This window comes from Marinobacter aromaticivorans (assembly GCF_002806975.1).
Classification (GTDB): Bacteria; Pseudomonadota; Gammaproteobacteria; order Pseudomonadales; family Oleiphilaceae; genus Marinobacter; species Marinobacter aromaticivorans.
The window spans coordinates 352,580-371,157 of record NZ_NIHD01000001.1; the positions used below are offsets into that span (position 1 = coordinate 352,580).

General features: G+C 56.1%; 20 protein-coding genes. 10 read left to right on the forward strand and 10 right to left on the reverse strand.

Annotated elements, in window-relative coordinates:
- Positions 1–264 precede the first annotated feature (264 nt).
- From CDH48_RS01635 to CDH48_RS01650, 4 genes are all read left to right on the forward strand, one after another.
- Positions 265–1,002, forward strand: coding sequence for an AzlC family ABC transporter permease (locus tag CDH48_RS01635; RefSeq protein ID WP_100686956.1), 738 nt, complete (start codon positions 265–267; stop codon positions 1,000–1,002).
- The gene (locus tag CDH48_RS01640; RefSeq protein ID WP_100686957.1) at positions 999–1,325 is read left to right on the forward strand and encodes an AzlD family protein; all 327 of its coding nucleotides are present in this window, start codon (positions 999–1,001) and stop codon (positions 1,323–1,325) included. Before CDH48_RS01635 ends, CDH48_RS01640 begins: the two co-directional genes overlap by 4 nt.
- Before the next feature lie 98 nt (positions 1,326–1,423).
- Entirely contained in the window at positions 1,424–2,749 is a 1,326-nt protein-coding gene (locus tag CDH48_RS01645; RefSeq protein WP_100686958.1) for a hypothetical protein, read from the forward strand.
- Between the two features lie 228 nt (positions 2,750–2,977).
- On the forward strand, positions 2,978–3,193 hold the full coding sequence (locus CDH48_RS01650) for a dodecin (RefSeq protein ID WP_100686959.1): 216 nt from the start codon (positions 2,978–2,980) through the stop codon (positions 3,191–3,193).
- A 39-nt stretch (positions 3,194–3,232) separates the two neighbouring features.
- Here CDH48_RS01650 and CDH48_RS01655 read toward each other — a convergent pair whose 3' ends face one another.
- From CDH48_RS01655 to CDH48_RS01665, 3 genes are all read right to left on the reverse strand, one after another.
- Entirely contained in the window at positions 3,233–4,429 is a 1,197-nt protein-coding gene (locus tag CDH48_RS01655) for a GNAT family N-acetyltransferase (protein ID WP_100686960.1), read from the reverse strand.
- A 27-nt stretch (positions 4,430–4,456) separates the two neighbouring features.
- Entirely contained in the window at positions 4,457–4,891 is a 435-nt protein-coding gene (locus CDH48_RS01660) for a hypothetical protein (protein WP_100686961.1), read from the reverse strand.
- A gap of 289 nt (positions 4,892–5,180) precedes the next feature.
- A complete protein-coding gene (locus CDH48_RS01665; RefSeq protein WP_100686962.1) occupies positions 5,181–5,540 on the reverse strand; it encodes a hypothetical protein in 360 nt (119 codons plus the stop codon).
- Between the two features lie 201 nt (positions 5,541–5,741).
- Between CDH48_RS01665 and CDH48_RS01670 the strand changes: the two genes are divergently transcribed.
- From CDH48_RS01670 to CDH48_RS01695, 6 genes are all read left to right on the forward strand, one after another.
- A complete protein-coding gene (locus tag CDH48_RS01670) occupies positions 5,742–6,428 on the forward strand; it encodes a response regulator transcription factor (protein ID WP_100686963.1) in 687 nt (228 codons plus the stop codon).
- Positions 6,425–7,741 (forward strand): sensor histidine kinase, encoded by a 1,317-nt coding sequence (locus CDH48_RS01675; protein WP_100686964.1) that lies wholly within the window; start codon positions 6,425–6,427, stop codon positions 7,739–7,741. Before CDH48_RS01670 ends, CDH48_RS01675 begins: the two co-directional genes overlap by 4 nt.
- A gap of 19 nt (positions 7,742–7,760) precedes the next feature.
- On the forward strand, positions 7,761–8,366 hold the full coding sequence (locus tag CDH48_RS01680) for a YigZ family protein (RefSeq protein WP_100686965.1): 606 nt from the start codon (positions 7,761–7,763) through the stop codon (positions 8,364–8,366).
- 75 nt (positions 8,367–8,441) lie between these two features.
- A complete protein-coding gene (locus CDH48_RS01685; RefSeq protein ID WP_100686966.1) occupies positions 8,442–8,972 on the forward strand; it encodes a DUF4136 domain-containing protein in 531 nt (176 codons plus the stop codon).
- 81 nt (positions 8,973–9,053) lie between these two features.
- The gene (locus tag CDH48_RS01690; protein WP_100686967.1) at positions 9,054–9,410 is read left to right on the forward strand and encodes a translation initiation factor Sui1; all 357 of its coding nucleotides are present in this window, start codon (positions 9,054–9,056) and stop codon (positions 9,408–9,410) included.
- A gap of 23 nt (positions 9,411–9,433) precedes the next feature.
- Entirely contained in the window at positions 9,434–10,687 is a 1,254-nt protein-coding gene (locus CDH48_RS01695; protein ID WP_100686968.1) for a D-amino acid dehydrogenase, read from the forward strand.
- Positions 10,688–10,803: 116 nt separating this feature from the next.
- Here the strand turns inward: CDH48_RS01695 and CDH48_RS01700 are convergent, their stop codons facing one another.
- From CDH48_RS01700 to CDH48_RS01730, 7 genes are all read right to left on the reverse strand, one after another.
- Positions 10,804–12,447 carry a fatty acid--CoA ligase gene (locus CDH48_RS01700; protein WP_100686969.1) on the reverse strand — a complete coding sequence of 548 codons (1,644 nt, stop codon included), beginning with the start codon at positions 12,445–12,447 and terminating at the stop codon, positions 10,804–10,806.
- Between the two features lie 114 nt (positions 12,448–12,561).
- On the reverse strand, positions 12,562–12,894 hold the full coding sequence (locus CDH48_RS01705) for a Na+/H+ antiporter subunit G (protein WP_100686970.1): 333 nt from the start codon (positions 12,892–12,894) through the stop codon (positions 12,562–12,564).
- A gap of 16 nt (positions 12,895–12,910) precedes the next feature.
- A complete protein-coding gene (locus CDH48_RS01710) occupies positions 12,911–13,180 on the reverse strand; it encodes a K+/H+ antiporter subunit F (protein WP_100686971.1) in 270 nt (89 codons plus the stop codon).
- Positions 13,177–13,665: a Na+/H+ antiporter subunit E gene (locus tag CDH48_RS01715; protein WP_100686972.1), complete on the reverse strand. Its 489-nt coding sequence runs from the start codon at positions 13,663–13,665 to the stop codon at positions 13,177–13,179. The genes CDH48_RS01710 and CDH48_RS01715 overlap by 4 nt, the downstream gene beginning before the upstream one ends.
- Before the next feature lie 4 nt (positions 13,666–13,669).
- On the reverse strand, positions 13,670–15,202 hold the full coding sequence (locus CDH48_RS01720) for a monovalent cation/H+ antiporter subunit D (RefSeq protein ID WP_100686973.1): 1,533 nt from the start codon (positions 15,200–15,202) through the stop codon (positions 13,670–13,672).
- On the reverse strand, positions 15,199–15,564 hold the full coding sequence (locus CDH48_RS01725; protein WP_100686974.1) for a Na+/H+ antiporter subunit C: 366 nt from the start codon (positions 15,562–15,564) through the stop codon (positions 15,199–15,201). Before CDH48_RS01725 ends, CDH48_RS01720 begins: the two co-directional genes overlap by 4 nt.
- Positions 15,564–18,365 carry a monovalent cation/H+ antiporter subunit A gene (locus tag CDH48_RS01730; protein WP_100686975.1) on the reverse strand — a complete coding sequence of 934 codons (2,802 nt, stop codon included), beginning with the start codon at positions 18,363–18,365 and terminating at the stop codon, positions 15,564–15,566. The genes CDH48_RS01725 and CDH48_RS01730 overlap by 1 nt, the downstream gene beginning before the upstream one ends.
- Positions 18,366–18,578: the final 213 nt, after the last annotated feature.

Below are 18,578 nucleotides of genomic sequence, written 5' to 3' on the forward strand. Positions count from 1 at the left end.
TTTGTCGTCCGGCTTGTGGCCGGTCTTTCGATTTCAGGTGCCCTGGCTTCTGAAAGGGATTGCCTTTACCAAGTCGGGCTAGGAGTAAACTAATCGTTGTAATCTGCGAGGTCAATTGCAAAATCAGCTTGGCCTGCAATCAATAGCTTTTGTTTATCGGCTGCAGCTTGAAAAACCTGGCGGGAGATCAATAACTCACGCGTGAGCGTGTCACTGCGGAAACTACCTATACGCGCGCCCGGGAAATTTCCTTAGCTTGCCTAGATGAAAAATACGTCATATCCCTACCAGTTCCAGCCCGCGAAGGTTCGTTCCGAACTTGTCCGGATGTTTCCTATTTCCCTGTTCGTGGTGGCTTTCGGCGCTGCATTTGGTCTTGCCGCCGCGCAGGAGGGGCTGGCGCCTCTCGAATCCTTGCTGATGAGTACCCTGGTGTTTGCCGGTGCGTCACAGTTTGCTGCGATTGATATGTGGGGAGCGGAAGTCCCGGTCATCCCCGTTATGGTTGTGGTGTTTGCCATCAACTCCCGCCACCTTCTCATGGGGGCCTCGCTTTACCCCATGCTGAGGGACGTTGCTCCCGCAAAACGGTATGGGCTGCTTCTGCTCCTTACGGATGCCAACTGGGCTGTGTCTGCCCAGGAATATCAAAGCGGCAGACGTAACCTGGAGGTGATTCTCGGTGGCGGGCTTGTGCTCTGGCTGGCGTGGATCGTCGGAACCTGGCTGGGTGCGTATTTCGGTGGGCTTTTACAGAACCCGAAAAGCTTCGGGATGGACATGGTGCTGGGTTGTTTCCTGCTGGCCATGGCACTGGGTGGCAAGAAGAACCCCCGTGTCCTGGTGGCCTGGGCGCTGGCGGCGGTTGCTTCACTGGCGGCCTGGAAGTGGTTGCCCGCCAACACCCACGTGGTCGCCGGCGCCCTTGCCGGTGGTGTGGTTGGCTTCTTCTGGCTTGAAAAAAAGCCGGTTGATGAACGTGCCGGGGAGGAGCCGGCATGACCATCGAAACCACCACAACCGGCGTTCTGGCGCTGATCGTTATCATGACACTGGTCACGTTGGTAACCCGGTTCGGGGGCGTGTTTATCATGTCTTTTGTGCGCATTAGCCCTCGTATTGAGAGCTTTATCAACACCATGGCCAGTTCCGTGCTCATCGCCATCATCGTTCCCATGGCCTTTGGTGGTGATGCGGGCGCGCTCGCAGCTCTCTCGGTGACTGCCGTTGCCATGCTTGTCCTCCGAAAGCCGCTGCCGGCGATTGCAGCAGGTATTCTCGCCGCTGCGCTTGTCCGGTATCTGTTCCAGACGATACCTGGATAGCTTGCGAGCCGGGTGCTTGCACAAAAAACACTCAAGTTCCGCCTGCCTCAGTCGTTAAGAGGGTAGTTAATCAAGGAACTCAGAGGTAAGCCCGCGCCATGATCGTGTCCAGCCAGATTTCCTTTCTTCAGGGAAGCTCCCGCCAGGAAACGGCTTTCAGCCAGAGCCAGCTCCGGGTTAACGGGCAGTCGCTGCCTGGTGTTCGTCCGGAAGGTCAGGATGGTGGCACCCAGCTAACGATATCCCGGGATGCGGCTTATCGTTACAGCAACCAGGAACGACTTGGATACACAAGTTCCGGCACCGTCAGTGGTGGCGATCGGAATTCGGTATATACCAGTGCCGAACTGGCGGAGAAAACCACCGGGCTGTTTCTGCGTGGCCAGCAGGCCCTTAGCGTAGGTCGGGCTGCACTGGCAGGCGAATCTGGCACTCAGGCGAAAGGCAATATGGCCATTGAGGCAAGTCGCTACATGTTCTATTCCGAGAGCGAAACCCGTTCCTTCGCCTCTACCGGCAGCATTGCACTGGACAATGGCGAAACCATTGATTTCACCCTGTCGCTGCGCCAATCCCAATCCAGAACTTACGAATACTCCGAAAGCCTGCGCATTGAAGAACGCCCGATGACCGACCCCTTGGTCATCAATTTTGGCAGCACGACCGCCCGGCTCACCGACACTCTGTTCGAGTTCGATCTGAATGGAAACGGCGAAACCGGTCAGTTCGCTACCTTGGGCAGCGGCAGTGGCTATCTGGTGTTTGACCGCAACGGCAACGGTAAGGTGGATGACGGCACCGAACTGTTTGGCCCCGCAAGTGGTTCCGGCTTCGGCGAACTGGCCAGGTTTGATAACGACGGCAACCAATGGATCGATGCCAACGACGACGTGTTTTCAGCGCTTTCCGTGTGGGTACAGACCGCCGATGGATCCCAGGCCTTGAAGTCGCTTGAGGAGGTGGGTGTTCAGGCTTTGTATGTAGGCAGCACAGAAGACAGCTTCACCCTGACCAGTCGTCAGGGCATTCCCCTGGGGCAAATTCAGGCGTCAGGCATCTACCTGACGACAGACGGTGAAGTTCGCACACTCGAAGAACTCACCCTGGCTGAGCAGAAGACTGCGGAAGTCCCCCCGGCAGAACAGCGTCTCAACCGTCCGGCTGGTGATGGGGGCGGGCAGAGCGGCAACGTTGGCGGATTGCTGGGTGCGCGTATAGAGGTCATTCGTGGTGCATTGGAAAAGCTCAATGAGATCCGGGAAAAGCAAAAGGCGTTTATTGAAGAGACCAGAGATCTCGGCAAATCAGACTCGCCCCTGGATGAATACATGCGCATTATTGACCGGCTACGTCTTGAGCTACTGAACAGCCAGGATGAAAAAAAGCAGGCGGCCAGCCGGTACCTGGAGTTTGCCGCGTCTTGAGGCCCTGAGTATACCTGCGAGCCAGGGCGGGGTGGGCAAGTATTCCCAAAAATGTGCGGAGCCAGGGAGGGCGGAGCCAAGCATACAAGGACGTATTCACAGCGGTTTTTGGGAATACTTGCCCACCCCGCCCGTCTAGGCGCTCAAGACTAAATTACCGTAATTTGCCGGGCACCGGCTTCTCTCCTAGGCTTTTGGTGAAACCCACCGAGCACAAGGAACTTTGGTATGTCCGATAACCACGTGTACAAAAAGGTCGAGATTGTAGGTTCGTCTGAAACAAGCATTGAGGGTGCGATTGAAAATGCCCTCGCCGAATCGGCCAAGAGCATCCGCAATATGGAATGGTTCGAGGTGACGGAAACCCGGGGGCACATTGTGAATGGCAAGGTTGGCCATTATCAGGTGTCCCTGAAAATAGGTTTCCGTATCAAAGACAACTGACCGGAATATGGAGCCGGACGGGGCCCGCAGGCTGGCCTCTCAGGCTCCGTTGTTTTGCCGGAATGGAAGCACTGTTTTGGCGTCTTCAAAGTAACTCATCACCTGTTCCGCCTCCTCCCGGGTAAAGGCATCAATAGCGTCATGAAATCCCGGGTGGGCGATCCCGTGCCATGAATGGGTGAGCACCGGCTCGAATCCCCGCACCAGCTTGTGCTCGCCCTGGGCACCCGCATCGAACGTTTGAAGGCCCAGTTCGATGGCCAGCTCAATGCCCTGGTAGTAACAGGTCTCAAAGTGCAGGTGGTTGTACTCCTCAAGGCAGCCCCAGTAACGACCGTAGAGAGTATTTCGCCCGCTCAGGAACAGGGCGCCGGCAATCATTTCCCCTTCCTTTACCGACATGATCAGGTGCAGATGTTCGGGCATGGTCTGCCGAATCTGCTGGAAGAACTGACGGGTCAGGTAAGGCCGTTGCCCGCGTTTCAGATAAGTGGCTTGATAGAACACATAAAAAGCCGCCAGAACGTGGTCGGGAACGTCGGCGCCATCGAACCGGATGAAGGTGATGCCCTGCCCGGCGACCTGGCGACGCTCTTTACGGATGGATTTCCGCTTGCGGGACGTAAGTTCACCCAGAAAGTCGTCGAAACATTCGTAGCCACGATTGTGCCAGTGGAACTGGCAGCCAAGGCGGTGCAGCTGCTCATCATGTCGGAGCAGTTGCTGATCCTCTGCACCGGGAAACAGCAGGTGCCATGAGTGAGCGCCAAGGCGCGCGATCACCTGGTCCAGAAGATCGTGAAGTCCTTTGGCGTCCAGCTCATCACGCAGTTGCGGATCCAGCAGTAATCTCGGCCCCTGGGACGGTGTGAAAGGAATGGCAATCAGAAGTTTCGGGTAATAGGGCTGGCCATAGCGCCGATAAGCCTCGGCCCACGCAAAGTCGAACACGTATTCGCCACGGGAGTGATTTTTCAGGAAAGCGGGGATAATGCCGGTTATCTGGCCGTGCTGACGGATCACCAGATGGCTGGGTTGCCAACCGGTGGTGGCGCTGGTGCAGCCGGTTTGCTCCAGGGCCTGGAAAAACTCGTATCGCAGAAAAGGGTTGCCGGTGTCCGCTAGCCGCTGCCAGTCGGATCGGGCAATGTTGTTAACCGAATAACACACAGTGACCCGGCAGTCTGCCGGGCCATGAGTCATCTCCAGGGGCTTGTGAAAGCGGGGTTCGGACATGGTAGCCGTGCGATCACGCCAGCAGGATTATTGCTGTCTCTGCTGTCTGCGCTCCTGCATTTCTACCTGCCTGTCTATCAGGCGCTGTTGCCTTTCAATCGCCCTTTCTCTTACGAATTCATCCCACACCTTGCGTTGCTCGCTGGTCAGGTTCATGCGATTGGCGACGTCTTCGTAGCGCTCTGCCATTTCCTGCTGGAGCTCGAGTTTCTCAAGCTGTCGCTCTGCCTGGCGCTGAGACTGGCGTTCTGCCATCTGCTTGTTGGTCATTTGCTGACGTTGTTCCCGCATTAGCTGGCGTTGTTCCTGCATTTGCTGGCGTTCGTCCTGCATTTGCTGAAGCTGAGCCTCGTTATTCCGGCCTTCATTTTTCTGGCTCTGGGCCATAGTTAGCGGGCTGGATAGCAACAGGGCGGAAGCAAGAATGCTGGCGGCTACAATGGCTGGTTTACGTGAGTCCATGATAATACCTCTAATAAGTCCGTTTGTGGTGAAACCACGTTTCGAGCGCAGTTTCGTAATTTGGTGCCATCATCTTTCCGGCTACAAACACAAAGTGAACGGCAGTCTGTGGCGAGTGAAGGTATTGCAAAGGCGGCATGCAATGCCGGATGCCGTCGTTGGCAACATTATGGGGCTATCTCCAGTATCAGTTAATGGGTGCGGGGAAACAAGGCCGGGTAATACGGATTGAAGAAGATGACGAGCCGTGCATACTTCCAGTCGTTAGTCAGAACCCGGCCAATAATCATTATTTCCACTTATCGCATCGCTTTTTCATCTTTTTCTGCATTTGTTCCATACGTTTGTCATGTTGCTGGCGCCTTTCCTCGCGAATCTCGTTCCAGATTTCGCGCTGTTCATCGTTCAGTTTCAGTCGCTCCGCCATGGCTTCATGCCTTTCGGCCATCTGCGCCCGCCGCTCTTCTCTGTTGAAAGGCCCTTTACCGTCGCGCATGTTGTCGCACATTTCTGTCATATCGCGCTGATTACCGCGCGGTCCCTCGCCGTAGTTCCCAAAAGAGTCAGCTGCCATCAGGGCAGGGCTGGCTGCGAACAGGGCGGAAGCCAGAAGGCCGGCGGTGAGAATGGATGATTTATGTTTGCTCATGGTATTTCCTCTTTCAGTGACGGTGTTGTCTGGCTGTTTGTGCCAGAAGCATGATTCACCGCTATGGTAGCTGGCGTCCTGGTAAACGAGCGTCAAGGGTATGTAAAGGTTCTGCAAAGGAATGCAGGCCCGGCTCAGCAGGTTCCGGGGCCCGTGTTAGACTTCGGGCATCGATTGAGTCAATCCGGGTTGAGACTAACCATGCAGAACAGAGTCCTTCTGATAGAAGATGATGACGAGCTCCGTGAGCTGCTGGCGCGCTACTTGAGTGGCCAGGGATTTACGGTGCGGGAAGCGGCTAACGGCAAAGATGGCCTGGCACTGGCGCTCGGGCAGCATTGCGATATTGTTGTGCTGGATATCATGCTGCCTGATATCAACGGCCTTGAGGTGTTGCGTGAACTGCGCTCGGCGACGCATCTGCCCGTGGTGTTGCTGACCGCCCGGGGTGATGAAACAGATCGCATTGTGGGGCTTGAAGTCGGTGCGGATGACTACATTCCCAAACCCTGTAACCCCCGTGAACTGGCAGCGCGGCTTCAGGCCATATTGCGCCGGGTGGCGTGGGATCAGAAGGCAACAGCGGTGGAAGCCAGGCACTATGGTGATCTGCGAATCGAGCTGGACCACCGTCGCATTTACCAGAATGACGAACCACTGGAGCTGACCGCCACCGAATACGAGATTCTGCAGGTGCTGCTGGCCCATGCGGGCAGTGTTGTGCGAAAGGCGGATCTGATGCAGTGGGCTTTGGGTCGCCGTCTGGAAGCGTTTGATCGTACTCTGGATATGCACATCAGTAATCTTCGCAAGAAGCTGGGCAATGAAGACCCACCCCGAATCGAAACGGTGCGTGGTCTTGGCTACAGCTATCGGGTGCCGGTATGAAGCAGCGGCTGACAGTGCCGCTTTTCTGGCGGATTTTCCTGCTGATCTGGTTGGCTATGGCGGCGGCAATCATTGTAAGCGGCCTGGCATCCGGATTCTTGCTGGATCGTGAGCGTGCCGGCATTGAGCGCCAGCTTGAGTTGCGGGATCTTGGGTTTGAGGTGGCCTCTATCCTTGATTCCCGTGGCCGCCGCGACGCTCACAGGTTCCTGAGATCACAGGGCGACGAGCTGGGGCTGCACCTGATGATAATTGGTTCCGATAATGACGAACGTTTGCCTGAGGCTATCCGTTCCCGGCTCAAATCAGGATGGTATCGGCAAAAGCCCGCCATTGTGAATGTTGGTGAAGAATACCGCCTGATTGCCTGGCCCAGAATGCACGGAGAAGGTTGGTTGGAACCTCGTGTTTTCCGGCTTATGGAGATGGGGCTGGCATTTGTTCTGATCACTTTGGCTTGCTGGCTGATTGCGCGTTTTGTATCGCGGCCCATGCGGCATATGGAGTCCACTGCGCAGGCTATCGCCGGCGGTAATACAGAATTGCGGGTCGATAAGCGCATAGCGGCCCGACGGGACGAAGTGGGGCAGCTGGCGAGGGCATTTAACGCGATGACGGACCAGCTTTGCGCGCTTTTGGAGCGGCAAAAACATCTGCTGCGCGACATTTCCCATGATTTACGAACCCCTCTGGCGCGCCAGCGCATTGCCATCGAACTTGCCAGTGAAGGTGGTGTGGACGATGAGTTGATGGCTAGCATACTGCGCCAGAATGAACGTCTTGACATCATGACCGGCCAGATACTGACCCTGTACCGGGTTACCGAGTTGGGAGGGGATTTTGCGCGGGAGCCTGTGCGGCCAGTGAGTCTGCTGAATCACGTTTTACGCGATGCGGCGGATTATGCCGAACAACGGCGAGTGGACTGCAAGCTGGACTCCATGCCGGAAAGCAGTGGCGTGACTGTACTGGGGGATGCCGGCCTGTTGCAGCGGGCTTTTGATAATGTTCTTCAAAACGCCCTGGACCACACTCCGCCGGGCAAGGTGATTCATATTGCGCTTACCCTGTCTGAGGGTTGGATATGCCTGACGATTGAAGACGAAGGGCCGGGCGTTGCCGATGAAATTCTTGAACACCTTTTTGAGCCGTTCTTCCGCGCCGACCAGTCGCGGGGAGGAGAAGGCTGGGGCCTGGGGCTGGCGATTGCCAGGGACATCATTCTGGCCCACGATGGCGAAATCACCGCAGCCAACAGTGAGCGGGGTGGGTTGCAGATTCTGGTTCGGTTACCGGTATTTGCTGTCGATTAATGAGAACTGCAGGCCCTATATGAAAAAAGACTATCCGGTCCCGGCCGGTTATCTGGAGCGGGAAACGGAAGTGAAAAAAAGCCGCTTCATTGCCCGGGTTGCGCCGGTGACTACCCGGGATGAGGTAAAAGACTGGCTGGAAAAAGCGCATCAGGATCATCCCGATGCGCGCCATATCTGCTGGGCTTACCAGATCGGGCGCCCGGGCTCCGCAGCGGAAGCCGCCATGAACGATGATGGAGAGCCCTCCGGAACTGCAGGCAAGCCAATCCTCAATGTGATCCAGCACAAGGATATGGGGGATGTGCTGGTTATGGTGATTCGCTATTTTGGCGGTATCAAACTCGGTGCGGGCGGGCTTGTAAGGGCCTATGCCGGGGCGGCAGAGAGCGTTCTTTCAGAAGTTGGGCGGGCGTTCCACAAGCCTGTGTGCGCCATGAACCTTGTCATGGGCTTTGCAGACGAGCAGCCGCTTCGACACTGGTGTGATGTTAACGGAGCCCAGCTGGCAGCAATCACTTACGGCGCTTCAGTGGCTGCACGGGTACTTGTGCCGGACGATCAAACCGGGGCCTTCGTGGCCTTTTGCGAAGCCCATAAACTGGATTACAGTTTTGAAACCTGAACCGCCAAATGCACATCGGGTAAGTGTCTTGTGCGTATACTGGTACAAAGTCTTTGAGACATTGAGGAGCATATGATGGCCCGTTTTCTGATTGTGGCGCTGGTGGCTCTGGCCATGGCAGGCTGTGCCAGCAACGTGGTGACAGATTACAACTCTGCCGCGGTTTTCGATAACTATTCGTCCTGGGCTTTTGCGCCCGTCAGCGATAATTCCGCCTTCGTATCGCTGGATGGAAACCGGGTCCGGAATGCGATTGAGCGGGAGTTGAATGGCAAAGCCATGAGCAAGGTAGATGCTGAAAAAGCCGACCTTCTGGTGAGTTGGCGGATTGTGGAAGAAGATCGCCTTGAACAGTCAGGGGTCGGGCTTGGACTGGGCTTCGGCACGGGCAACTTCGGCTGGGGACTGGCTGCGCCGCCACCGGTACGTGAAGTGAAAGAAGGAAAACTGGTGGTTGAGCTGGTAGACAGAAGCTCGGAACAAGTTGTGTGGCGCGCTGCCAGCCGCCGTTACCTGAACGAAGACCAGTCACCGGAAAAACGTACAAAACTGGTGAATGAAGTGGTCGCAGAAATGTTCAGCAAGTATCCTCCCGGTCGGGACTGAAAAACGGCAGCTTTCATGTGTTCAGCCGAATGAACATCCCCCGGTTAACTGGAGCCCGGGGGGTACGGATACGGAGGGTAAATGGCAAAGCAATCTTCAGGTGGGCTGGTGTTTTCAACCGAACAGGGGCGCATGTGCCCTGAATGCAGGAACCCTGTTGCAGATTGCACCTGCCGCCAGGCTCAACGCCCGGAAAGCGATGGCATTGTGCGGGTGAGTCGGGAAACCAAAGGGCGCAAAGGCAAAGGCGTCACACTGATTACCGGCATCCCCATGGATGAGAAAGAGCTCAAAGCCTACGCAAAGATGCTTAAAGCCAGGTGTGGAACCGGTGGTACTGTTAAAGACGGTGTGGTTGAAATCCAGGGTGACCAGCGCGATCTGCTGGTCCCCCTGCTTGAACAGAAAGGCTGGGTGGTAAAACGCGCCGGTGGCTGAAGTTGGATCAACAGGAGAAAAGCATGCATATACTGGTTTTAGGCGCGGGAGTTGTAGGGACAACCACCGCCTGGTTTTTGCAGAAGCAGGGGCACCAGGTAACGGTAGTGGACCGACAGAGCCAGGCGGGCCTGGAAACCAGTTATGCGAACGGGGGGCAGATTTCAGTCTCCCATGCGGAGCCCTGGGCTAATCCTTCTGCACCCCTGAAAGTGCTGAAGTGGCTGTTTCGGGCAGATGCGCCGCTGCTGTTCCGCCCGAAGCCCGATCCCGCCCAGTGGCGCTGGGCGATATCATTCCTGACCCAGTGCACCCCCGCAAAAGCGGCCCATAACATCCGCCAGATGGTAAACCTGGGCACCTACAGCCGTGGCAAGTTGCAGGCTTTACGCCAGGAAACCGGGCTTGAGTATGATCATCTGGAAAAGGGCATTCTGCATTTTTACACCAACCCGGCAGAATTCGATGCCGCTCTTGAACCGACTCGCATCATGTGCGAGCTCGGGTGTGATCGCCAGGTTATTGACGCAAACCGGGCAGTAGAGCTGGAGCCGGCGCTTAAACCCATTCAGCACAAAATAGCGGGCGCAACTTACACATCGGAAGACGAATCCGGAGACGCCCGCAAGTTTACCCAGGCTCTGGCGGAGCGTTGCCGGGTGGCCGGCGTTGAGTTTTGTTACGGCACACAGGTGCTGGGTTTTGAGCGCGCGGGAGAGCGTATTCTGGGGGTGCAGGTGCTCAAGAACGGCCATCATGAGACATTGCGTGCCGACGCATACGTGCTCAGCCTTGGAAGTTTCAGCGCATTGCTGGCCCGGCAGCTGGGGCTGTTTCTGAATATTTATCCCGCCAAGGGGTATTCCATTACGGTGCCGGTGAAAAATGAGGAAGCAGCGTTCAATGTCAGCCTGACTGATGACGAATACAAACTGGTATATTCCCGGCTCGGTGATCGTATCCGCGTGGCCGGAACCGCCGAACTGAGCGGCTACAGCCGCACCCTGAACTACACCCGTTGCCGTGCCATTGTGCGCAGAACCGCAGAGATAATGCCTGAGGCGGGTTACTGGGACCAGGCTGAGTTCTGGACAGGATTACGCCCCGCAACCCCTTCCAACGTGCCTTACGTGGGCAAGAGCCATTTCGCCAACCTGTATCTGAACACCGGGCACGGCACCCTGGGCTGGACACACTCCTGTGGCTCCGCTGCCGCGCTGGCCGATATTGTTGATGGCAGGAAGCCCGAGGTGGATTTTGCGTTTTCGGGGATATAGCGCTTTTTCCTGACGCAATAAACCTTGTCATGCCTGGGCGATTTGCACGATGACAAACAACACTGGCCCGCAGCAAAACCTTGCGGGCCAGTGTTTCGGTGCGATTTCGGGACAGGTTACTGGATCTGATCCCGAATCAGCTTTTTGTTGATCTTGCCAACACTTGTTTTTGGAATGTCATCGACGAAATCGATTTGTGACGGAATTGCCCACTTGTTGATTTCACCGTTGTCCACGTATTGCTGCAGGTGGTTCTGGATGTCCTCCAGGGTCGCCTGTTCACCCGGCTTGAGGGTAACCAGAGCGTACGGCCGCTCGCCCCATTTTTCATCGCGAATACCCACAACGGCAGCACTTGCGACCGCAGAATGCTGGCTGATCAGGTTTTCCAGATCCAGGGACGACAACCACTCGCCACCGGTTTTTATCACATCCTTGATACGATCCTTGATGGTGAGCGTGTTATCCGGTTCCATGGAGGCAACATCACCGGTGTGCAGCCAGCCGCCTTCCCACAACTCCTCGCCCTTTTCCGGTTCTTTGATGTAGCTTTGAGTGAGCCAGGGCGCCCGTGCAACAATCTCGCCTTTGGCTTCGCCGTCGTGGGCTACCGGGTTTCCGGAGGTATCAACAATTTCCAGTTCCACCATGGGCACCGCAATGCCGGTCTTGATGCGTTTGGCAGTCTGCTGTTCCAGCGGCAGTTCCAGATCTTCCGGCTTGAGGTGGGTGGCGCTGAGCAGCGGGCAGGTTTCGGACATGCCATAGCCGGAGTACATACGGATGCCCAGCTTCGCACCGGCATCACACAGGCCTTTTGTCATCGCGCTGCCGCCGATCAGAACGTGCCAGTTGCTCAGATCCGCAGTTTTGATGGCCTCTGTGCCCATCATCATCTGCATGACGGTTGGCACACAGTGTGAGAAAGACACCTTGTGTTCCTTGATCAGCTCAACCAGCAGCTCCGGCTCATAGCGGCCCGGATACACCTGTTTTATACCCATCATGGTAGCGGCGTAGGGAACACCCCAGGCATGCACGTGGAACATGGGAGTCACTGGCATATAAACGGATGACGAGCGCAGCAGCGGCATCTCGTCGTAAACAGAGAGTGAGCCGGTCATTGCCAGCGTATGCAAAACCAGTTGGCGATGGCTGAAGAACACACCTTTGGGGTTGCCGGTGGTGCCGGTGGTGTAAAAGGTGGTCGCCACACTGTTCTCGTCAAAATCCGGGAACTCGAATTCTGTCGATGCTTCCGCCAGAAGGGTTTCATAGTCTCCGATGGTATCGAGCGTTGTGTCCTTCGCGGTTTTTTCATCCGTGAGCTGTATATAGGTTTTGACGGTTTTAATGTCGCCTCGGACACTCTCAAGGAGAGGAATGAAGTCGTCGTGCACCAGCACCACGTCGTCCTCTGCGTGGTTTATGGTGTAGACAATCTGCTCCGGTGAAAGCCGCACGTTGATGGTGTGCAATATTGCACCGATCATGGGAATGGCGAAAAAACATTCCAGGTAGCGGGGTGTGTCCCAGTCCATAACGGCCACGGTATCGCCCGGTTTCACGCCTGCATCGGTGAGAGCGTTAGCAAGGCGGTGAATGCGTTCCACAAGATCGGTGTAGGTGTACTGGCTGCGGTTGGCATACACAATTTCCTGATCGGGAGAATATCTCGGCCCTGAAAGCAGCAATTGTTTGATCAGAAGAGGGTATTCGTATGCATTGTCGGCTGCGGGTAGAATTTTCGTTTGTACCATGTCTGGAATCCTCTTTCCCGTTTGTTCGTGTTGTGTGAGAAGTCGGTTCAATCTGACACAATTGAATTAAAACCGGAAGTCTGCAATGCGCCCTTGTTAATACCCGGGCGCAAGCTACTGCTCCCAGGGCTTGCCTTCTGTGCCCTCCATGGCTTTTACACCTATGTGCATGGCAGCTTTGGCCAGCATGTTGGCACTGACCGGGGCTGTCATCAGCAAAAATACGGTGATCAGAATTTCCGAAATGCCAATGCCCTCGCCGATGGCACTGAAGTAGATAACCGAGCTGAGCATGATGGCCCCCACGCCCACGGTGGTTGCCTTGGTTGGGCCGTGCAGCCGGGTGTAAAAATCCGGCAGCCGGGCCAGGCCAAATGCGCCGATCAGAGTAAAAGCACCACCGAACAGCAGCAGGGCCGAAATAGCATATTCTGCAAACGGGCTCATGATTTATCTCCGGTTGTTACTCAATGACGCTGCCGCGCTTCAGGTACTTGGCCATGGCCACAGTGCTGACAAAGCCCATAACTGCAATCAGCAAGGCAGATTCAAGGTACATGCGCGTACTCAGCGTGATGCCCAGCAGGATGATCAGGGCAATGGCGTTGATATAGAGTGTATCAATGGCCAGAACCCGGTCTGGCTCATCCGGCCCTTTTATCAGGCGATATACGTTGAGCAGTGCGGCCAGGGTCACCATGGCGATGGTCAGATACAGGGCAATGGTAATCATCGGAACATCTCCATCAGCGGCTTTTCATAGCTGTTGTAAATGGCCTCAATAACCTCCTGATCACTGGTTGCATCCAGCACGTGGATCAGGAGGGTTTTGTTATCATCACTGACGTCTGCACTGACGGTCCCGGGAGTGAGCGAGATGGTGCTCGCCAGAATGGAGATTGCCAGCGGATGATCAAGCTGCAGCGGGTAGCTGACGAACGCCGGTCGTGGCGTGCGCGGGCTCAGGATCAGCCAGGCCACAGAAAAACTGGCTGCTACAATATCCTTCAGCACCCGCAGTATATAGCCAGGCATGCGCCAGGTTTTTACAAAGGCGGGGCGTTCCGGCCAGAACCCTTGAGTCATCTGGGGGATCAGCCAGGCCAGGATAACACCCAGAACAACACTGCCACCGGATACGCCATCGCTGAGTATCTGCCAGGTGAGGAACAGAATCAGGCTCAGCCAGGGTTGAGGAAAACTCAGGCGGTCGAACATCGGTTTACCTCCCCACCAATGTGTTCGGCGGAACGTGCATCGGCGTTTGCAGGATATTGATATAGCCCCGGTTGTCATACAACTGCTCAGCGGTGGCCCGGGTGTAATCGCTCAGAGGCCCCGCGAAAACCACGATGAGCATGGTCAGGCAGGTCAGAATACCAGTGGACACCGCTACCCGGTTGTTCATGGGTTCCGGGGTTTCCAGGTGGCCATCTACATTCCACCAGAAGACGATGCTGCCGGCGCGACTATAGGCAATAAGCGTCAGAAAGCCGCCAACCAGCAGAACACCCCAGAGCCAGGCCATCTCGGCGCCGGGCTCAACAGATTGGAGAATCAGCAGTTTGCCGAAAAATCCACTCAAAGGCGGTAAACCGGCAGCGGCTACAGCGCCAATAAGAAACAGCACGCTCAGGAAGGTTCTGTGGCGCATTTTGGGCGCTGTTACGATGCTGTCTGCGGCTGTGCCTCTCTGGTTTGCCACCAGTTCCGAAACCAGAAACAGGGCGGCAACGGTCCAGGTGGTGCTGACCAGATAGAACAGAGCCGCAGACAAGCCGGCGACAGAACCCAGTGCAATGGGTGCCAGCAGAGTGCCCACGGAAATGATGACCTGCCAGGCCACCAGGGTTTTCAGGTTACCCGCGCCCAGCGCGCCGATAACGCCCATGCTCAGGGTGACCAATGCCAGAGGAAAAAGCCAGTCCATACCAAGGTTGGCGAGCTCGCCGGCACCTTCTCCAAAGATCAGCGGGTACACTCTGATAATGGCGTAAACGCCCACCTTGGTCATAACCGCAAACAGCGCAGCAACCGGAGCCGTTGCTCTGGCATAGGCTTTTGGTAACCAGAAACACAGGGGCAAAATGGCGGCTTTCAGGCCGAAAACGACCAGCAGCATCATGCCGCCGGCCTTCACCAGATTAAGGTTACTACCGGTCACCTGGGGTATTTTGACAGCAAGATCCGCCATGTTCAGGGTACCGGTTACGCTGTAAATCATGCCTACGCTGATCAGGAACAGGGCAGAACCGGCCAGGTTGAGAACAACATAGTGAAGACCCGGCACCGTGCGGGTGGTGCCGCCGCCATGCATGAGCAGCCCATAAGAGGCAATAAGCAGAACTTCAAATGCAACGAACAGGTTGAACAGGTCGCCGGTTAAAAACGCAATATTCAGCCCCATCAGCTGGAACAGAAACAGCCCGTGAAATTGCCGGTTGCCCTCATCGGCGCCGCCACTGGCGTAAATGTGACAGAACAGGCCGAGAACCGCCGTCAGCACCAGCATCAGTGCCGCCAGCCGGTCGAGCACCAGCACGATGCCAAAGGGTGGCTGCCAGTTGCCAAACGCATAAATGCGGTAGTTGCCATCGCTGGCAATTGCCAGCAGTACAGCAGCGGACACCAGTATCAGTACGGTGGTAGCGATTGCCAGCGTCCGGCGCAGGCTGATTGGGGCGTAGCCCATGAACACCTGCAGAATGCCGCCGAGCAGTGGTATCAGAATGGGAGCGATAAGCCAGTGGGTCATTTACCGGTTGCCTCTTTTTCCTGTTTCGAGGGCGGTGTTTTCCTGCGTTGGCCGTCCACATGATCATTATCGTTATCTGCCAGATTACGCAGAGACAGAACAACCAGAAACGCGGTCATGGCAAAACCGATTACGATGGCCGTGAGCACCAATGCCTGGGGTAAAGGGTCGGAATAGCTCGCGGCGGTCCCGATGACCGGCTGCTGGCCTGTGGCAAGGCGCCCGGTGGCAAACAGGAACAGGTTTACTCCATAGGAAAGCAGTGTCAGCCCCATGATTACAGGGAAGGTGCGGGCCCGCAGAAGCAGGTAAACGCCAGATGCGGTCAAAGCACCAATAACCAATGCAAACAGCAGTTCCATTACGCGCTTTCCTTTTTACTTTTGATAGCCGAATGAGGCGACAGCCGGCCAATGCTGACCAGCGCCAGCAGGGTTGCGCCAATGACTGCCAGGTAAACACCCAGGTCGAATACCAGAGCCGAGGCCACTTCGAATTTGCCCACCACAGGCCAGGTGATGTAACCGAATGTGGTGGTCAGGAAGGGGTAGCCAAAGGCCAGGCTGCCGGCCCCGGCAATGGTGGCAAACAGTAAGCCAAGGCCAATTACATTGTGGTACCGGAACGGGATACGATCCTGGGTCCATATCATGCCACTGGCAATGTACTGGAGAATCAGCGCCACGGAGGTAATCAGGCCAGCGATAAAGCCGCCCCCGGGCAGATTATGCCCGCGCAGGAAAATATAGACAGACACCATCAGTGCCAGCGGTAGCATGGGCCGGGCAATTTGCCTGAGCATCAGCGGGTAGTGATCCCGGGTCCAGGGATGGCCCAGGCCGTCTCCTGGCGGGGGGGTAAGGGCTGTATTTTTCAGCATGGCGTAGATGCCAAGCGCCGCGATGGCCAGTACCGTTATCTCGCCCAGTGTATCGAAACCACGGAAGTCCACCAGGATCACGTTCACCACGTTGGTACCGCCACCACCGGGTTTGCTGTTTTCCAGGAAGAACTCGGAAATGGAGCTGAAAGGCTGGGTCAGCATGGCCAGGGTAATCAGCGTCATGCCGGTTCCTGCCGCCAGGGCAATCAGAGCATCGCGAATGCGGCGCCCTTGAGAGCTTTCCATGGGTGTCCAGGAGGGCATGTAATATAGTGCGAGCATCAGCAGAACAATGGTAACGACTTCCACCGATAGCTGTGTCATGGCCAGGTCCGGCGCGGAGAAACGGGCAAACGTCAGAGCCACTACCAGGCCAACAACACTCAACAGTACCAGCGCGTAAAACCGCTCCCGGTGCCAGAATGCCGTTGCCAGTGCGGACACAACCAGCACGCCGGCAGCAATACCCGTGGGCCAGTCCACAGGGCTCAGCCCGTTCTCACCAATATGGAAACCGTTTTCGGCCAGGGGCATCGCGGCTACCGCAATAACGCTTACCACCAGCAGCGTGGCGTAGCGCTGCAAAGAGCCATTTTCCAGCCATTCGGTAAAGCGGTGAGCCAACTTCTCGATCTCTGAAACCGCAAACTCAAACACAGCCTTGCCGTCAACTTCCCGGAGCTGGGCATGGAAGTCGAAAAAGCGTCGGCGCTGAGTGTACATCAGCAGGCCACCGAAAAAGGCCAGAAAGCTCATCAGCAGCGGCAGGTTAAAGCCGTGAAGAATTGCCAGTTGATAATCGGGCACATCACCACCAAGGGTGGCAGAGGCTGCAGAAAACAGCAGCGGCCCCACAGAGACGGCGGGAAATACACCAACCATAATGCAGGCGAACACCAGAATCTCCACCGGAAACTTCATGTAGCGGGGAGGCTCGTGGGGCGGAAATATTGGCAGATCCACGGGCTTACCATTAAAGAATACGTCGTGAACAAAGCGTGCGGAGTAGGCAACCGAAAAAATACCCGCCAGGGTCGCAATAATCGGAGGCACCCAGGCCCAGAGGCCGGGGAGGTTGAGCTGCAGAGACTCAGCAAAGAACATTTCCTTGCTGAGAAAACCGTTCAGCAAAGGCACACCCGCCATGGATGAAGCGGCAACCATGGCCAGGGTTGCAGTGTGGGGCATATAGCGCCAGAGCCCGTTGATTCGCCGCATATCGCGGGTGCCTGTTTCATGGTCAATAATGCCGGCGGCCATGAATAGTGAAGCCTTGAAGGTGGCGTGGTTGATAACATGGAAGATCGCGGCAACGGCAGCCAGTTGGGTGCCCATGCCCAACAGCAGGGTAATAAGGCCCAGATGACTTACGGTGGAATAGGCAAGCAGCCCTTTCAGATCGTGTTTGAACATGGCGATATAGGCGCCAAGAAGCAGTGTGGCCATGCCGGTAAAACTGACCATGTAGAACCATTGCTCGGTTCCCGCCAACGCCGGATACAGACGCGCCATCAGGAATATCCCCGCCTTTACCATAGTGGCAGAGTGCAGGTAAGCGGAAATCGGCGTGGGCGCCTGCATGGCATGGGGCAGCCAAAAATGAAACGGGAACTGGGCAGATTTGGTAAAGGCGCCGAGCAAAACCAGAGTCAGTGCTACCGGGTACAAGGTGTGCGCTTTGATCTGCTCGCTCGCCGCAAGTACATCGTCCAGTTCAAAACTGCCCACAATATTGCCAATAAGCAGAATGCCGGCCAGCAGGGCGAGGCCACCGCCGCCGGTTATCGCCAGTGCCATCCGGGCGCCGCGCCGGGCATCCTGTTTATGGGTCCAGAAACTGATCAGCAGGAAGGAGGTCAGGCTGGTGAGCTCCCAGAAAATGAGCATCAAAAGCAGGTTGCCGGAGAGAACAATGCCCAGCATTGAGCCTTTGAAGCACAGCAGCAGGGAGTAGAACTTGGCTACATTCTCCTTGGCCTTGAGGTAATAATGGGAATAAATAATGACCAGAAGGCCGATGACCAGTATCAGCAGCGCAAACAGAAGCGCCAGGCCATCAAGACGGAAGCTGAATGAGAGCCCCAGTGCAGGCAACCACTCGTAAGTGTGAAGTACCGTGTCACCGGCCGAAAGAACAGCCCAGTGTGGAAACAGCGCCGCCAGCGCAATCAATGCCGGGACAGATGATGCTATTGCGATAGCCGTTCGCCCGCCCTGGGCAAACAAGGGTGCCGCTATGGCCCCCAGAAACGGCAGTAGTACAACCAGCGGTAGCGACATCGCAACCTCGTTAGCGGTTTTCTTTTTTATGAATGGAATTGGTTTGTGTGCCTGAGTCTAGCCTCCGGTTGGCCACCTTGCATAAATCTATCAAGGTAATTGTGGCGCTTAACAGGAGTTGAGTCAGCAGGAGGCTGGCGGGTCTGGAAAGTAAGGTAAACGCCCACGATGCTGTGCGATGTCAGCGGTAACCGGGGGGCGGTTAATCTGCAT

What these genes read in the sequence shown, in the direction of transcription:
- CDH48_RS01640 (WP_100686957.1), top strand. Translation starts at nt 999, where the DNA reads ATGACCATCGAAACCACCACAACCGGCGTTCTGGCGCTGATCGTTATC.
- CDH48_RS01665 (WP_100686962.1), bottom strand. Translation starts at nt 5,540, where the DNA reads ATGAGCAAACATAAATCATCCATTCTCACCGCCGGCCTTCTGGCTTCC.
- CDH48_RS01705 (WP_100686970.1), bottom strand. Translation starts at nt 12,894, where the DNA reads ATGAGCCCGTTTGCAGAATATGCTATTTCGGCCCTGCTGCTGTTCGGT.
- CDH48_RS01635 (WP_100686956.1), top strand. Translation starts at nt 265, where the DNA reads ATGAAAAATACGTCATATCCCTACCAGTTCCAGCCCGCGAAGGTTCGT.
- CDH48_RS01710 (WP_100686971.1), bottom strand. Translation starts at nt 13,180, where the DNA reads ATGATTACCATTGCCCTGTATCTGACCATCGCCATGGTGACCCTGGCC.
- CDH48_RS01670 (WP_100686963.1), top strand. Translation starts at nt 5,742, where the DNA reads ATGCAGAACAGAGTCCTTCTGATAGAAGATGATGACGAGCTCCGTGAG.
- CDH48_RS01700 (WP_100686969.1), bottom strand. Translation starts at nt 12,447, where the DNA reads ATGGTACAAACGAAAATTCTACCCGCAGCCGACAATGCATACGAATAC.
- CDH48_RS01660 (WP_100686961.1), bottom strand. Translation starts at nt 4,891, where the DNA reads ATGGACTCACGTAAACCAGCCATTGTAGCCGCCAGCATTCTTGCTTCC.
- CDH48_RS01645 (WP_100686958.1), top strand. Translation starts at nt 1,424, where the DNA reads ATGATCGTGTCCAGCCAGATTTCCTTTCTTCAGGGAAGCTCCCGCCAG.
- CDH48_RS01655 (WP_100686960.1), bottom strand. Translation starts at nt 4,429, where the DNA reads ATGTCCGAACCCCGCTTTCACAAGCCCCTGGAGATGACTCATGGCCCG.
- CDH48_RS01730 (WP_100686975.1), bottom strand. Translation starts at nt 18,365, where the DNA reads ATGTCGCTACCGCTGGTTGTACTACTGCCGTTTCTGGGGGCCATAGCG.
- CDH48_RS01720 (WP_100686973.1), bottom strand. Translation starts at nt 15,202, where the DNA reads ATGACCCACTGGCTTATCGCTCCCATTCTGATACCACTGCTCGGCGGC.
- CDH48_RS01680 (WP_100686965.1), top strand. Translation starts at nt 7,761, where the DNA reads ATGAAAAAAGACTATCCGGTCCCGGCCGGTTATCTGGAGCGGGAAACG.
- CDH48_RS01685 (WP_100686966.1), top strand. Translation starts at nt 8,442, where the DNA reads ATGGCCCGTTTTCTGATTGTGGCGCTGGTGGCTCTGGCCATGGCAGGC.
- CDH48_RS01715 (WP_100686972.1), bottom strand. Translation starts at nt 13,665, where the DNA reads ATGTTCGACCGCCTGAGTTTTCCTCAACCCTGGCTGAGCCTGATTCTG.
- CDH48_RS01675 (WP_100686964.1), top strand. Translation starts at nt 6,425, where the DNA reads ATGAAGCAGCGGCTGACAGTGCCGCTTTTCTGGCGGATTTTCCTGCTG.
- CDH48_RS01650 (WP_100686959.1), top strand. Translation starts at nt 2,978, where the DNA reads ATGTCCGATAACCACGTGTACAAAAAGGTCGAGATTGTAGGTTCGTCT.
- CDH48_RS01695 (WP_100686968.1), top strand. Translation starts at nt 9,434, where the DNA reads ATGCATATACTGGTTTTAGGCGCGGGAGTTGTAGGGACAACCACCGCC.
- CDH48_RS01725 (WP_100686974.1), bottom strand. Translation starts at nt 15,564, where the DNA reads ATGGAACTGCTGTTTGCATTGGTTATTGGTGCTTTGACCGCATCTGGC.
- CDH48_RS01690 (WP_100686967.1), top strand. Translation starts at nt 9,054, where the DNA reads ATGGCAAAGCAATCTTCAGGTGGGCTGGTGTTTTCAACCGAACAGGGG.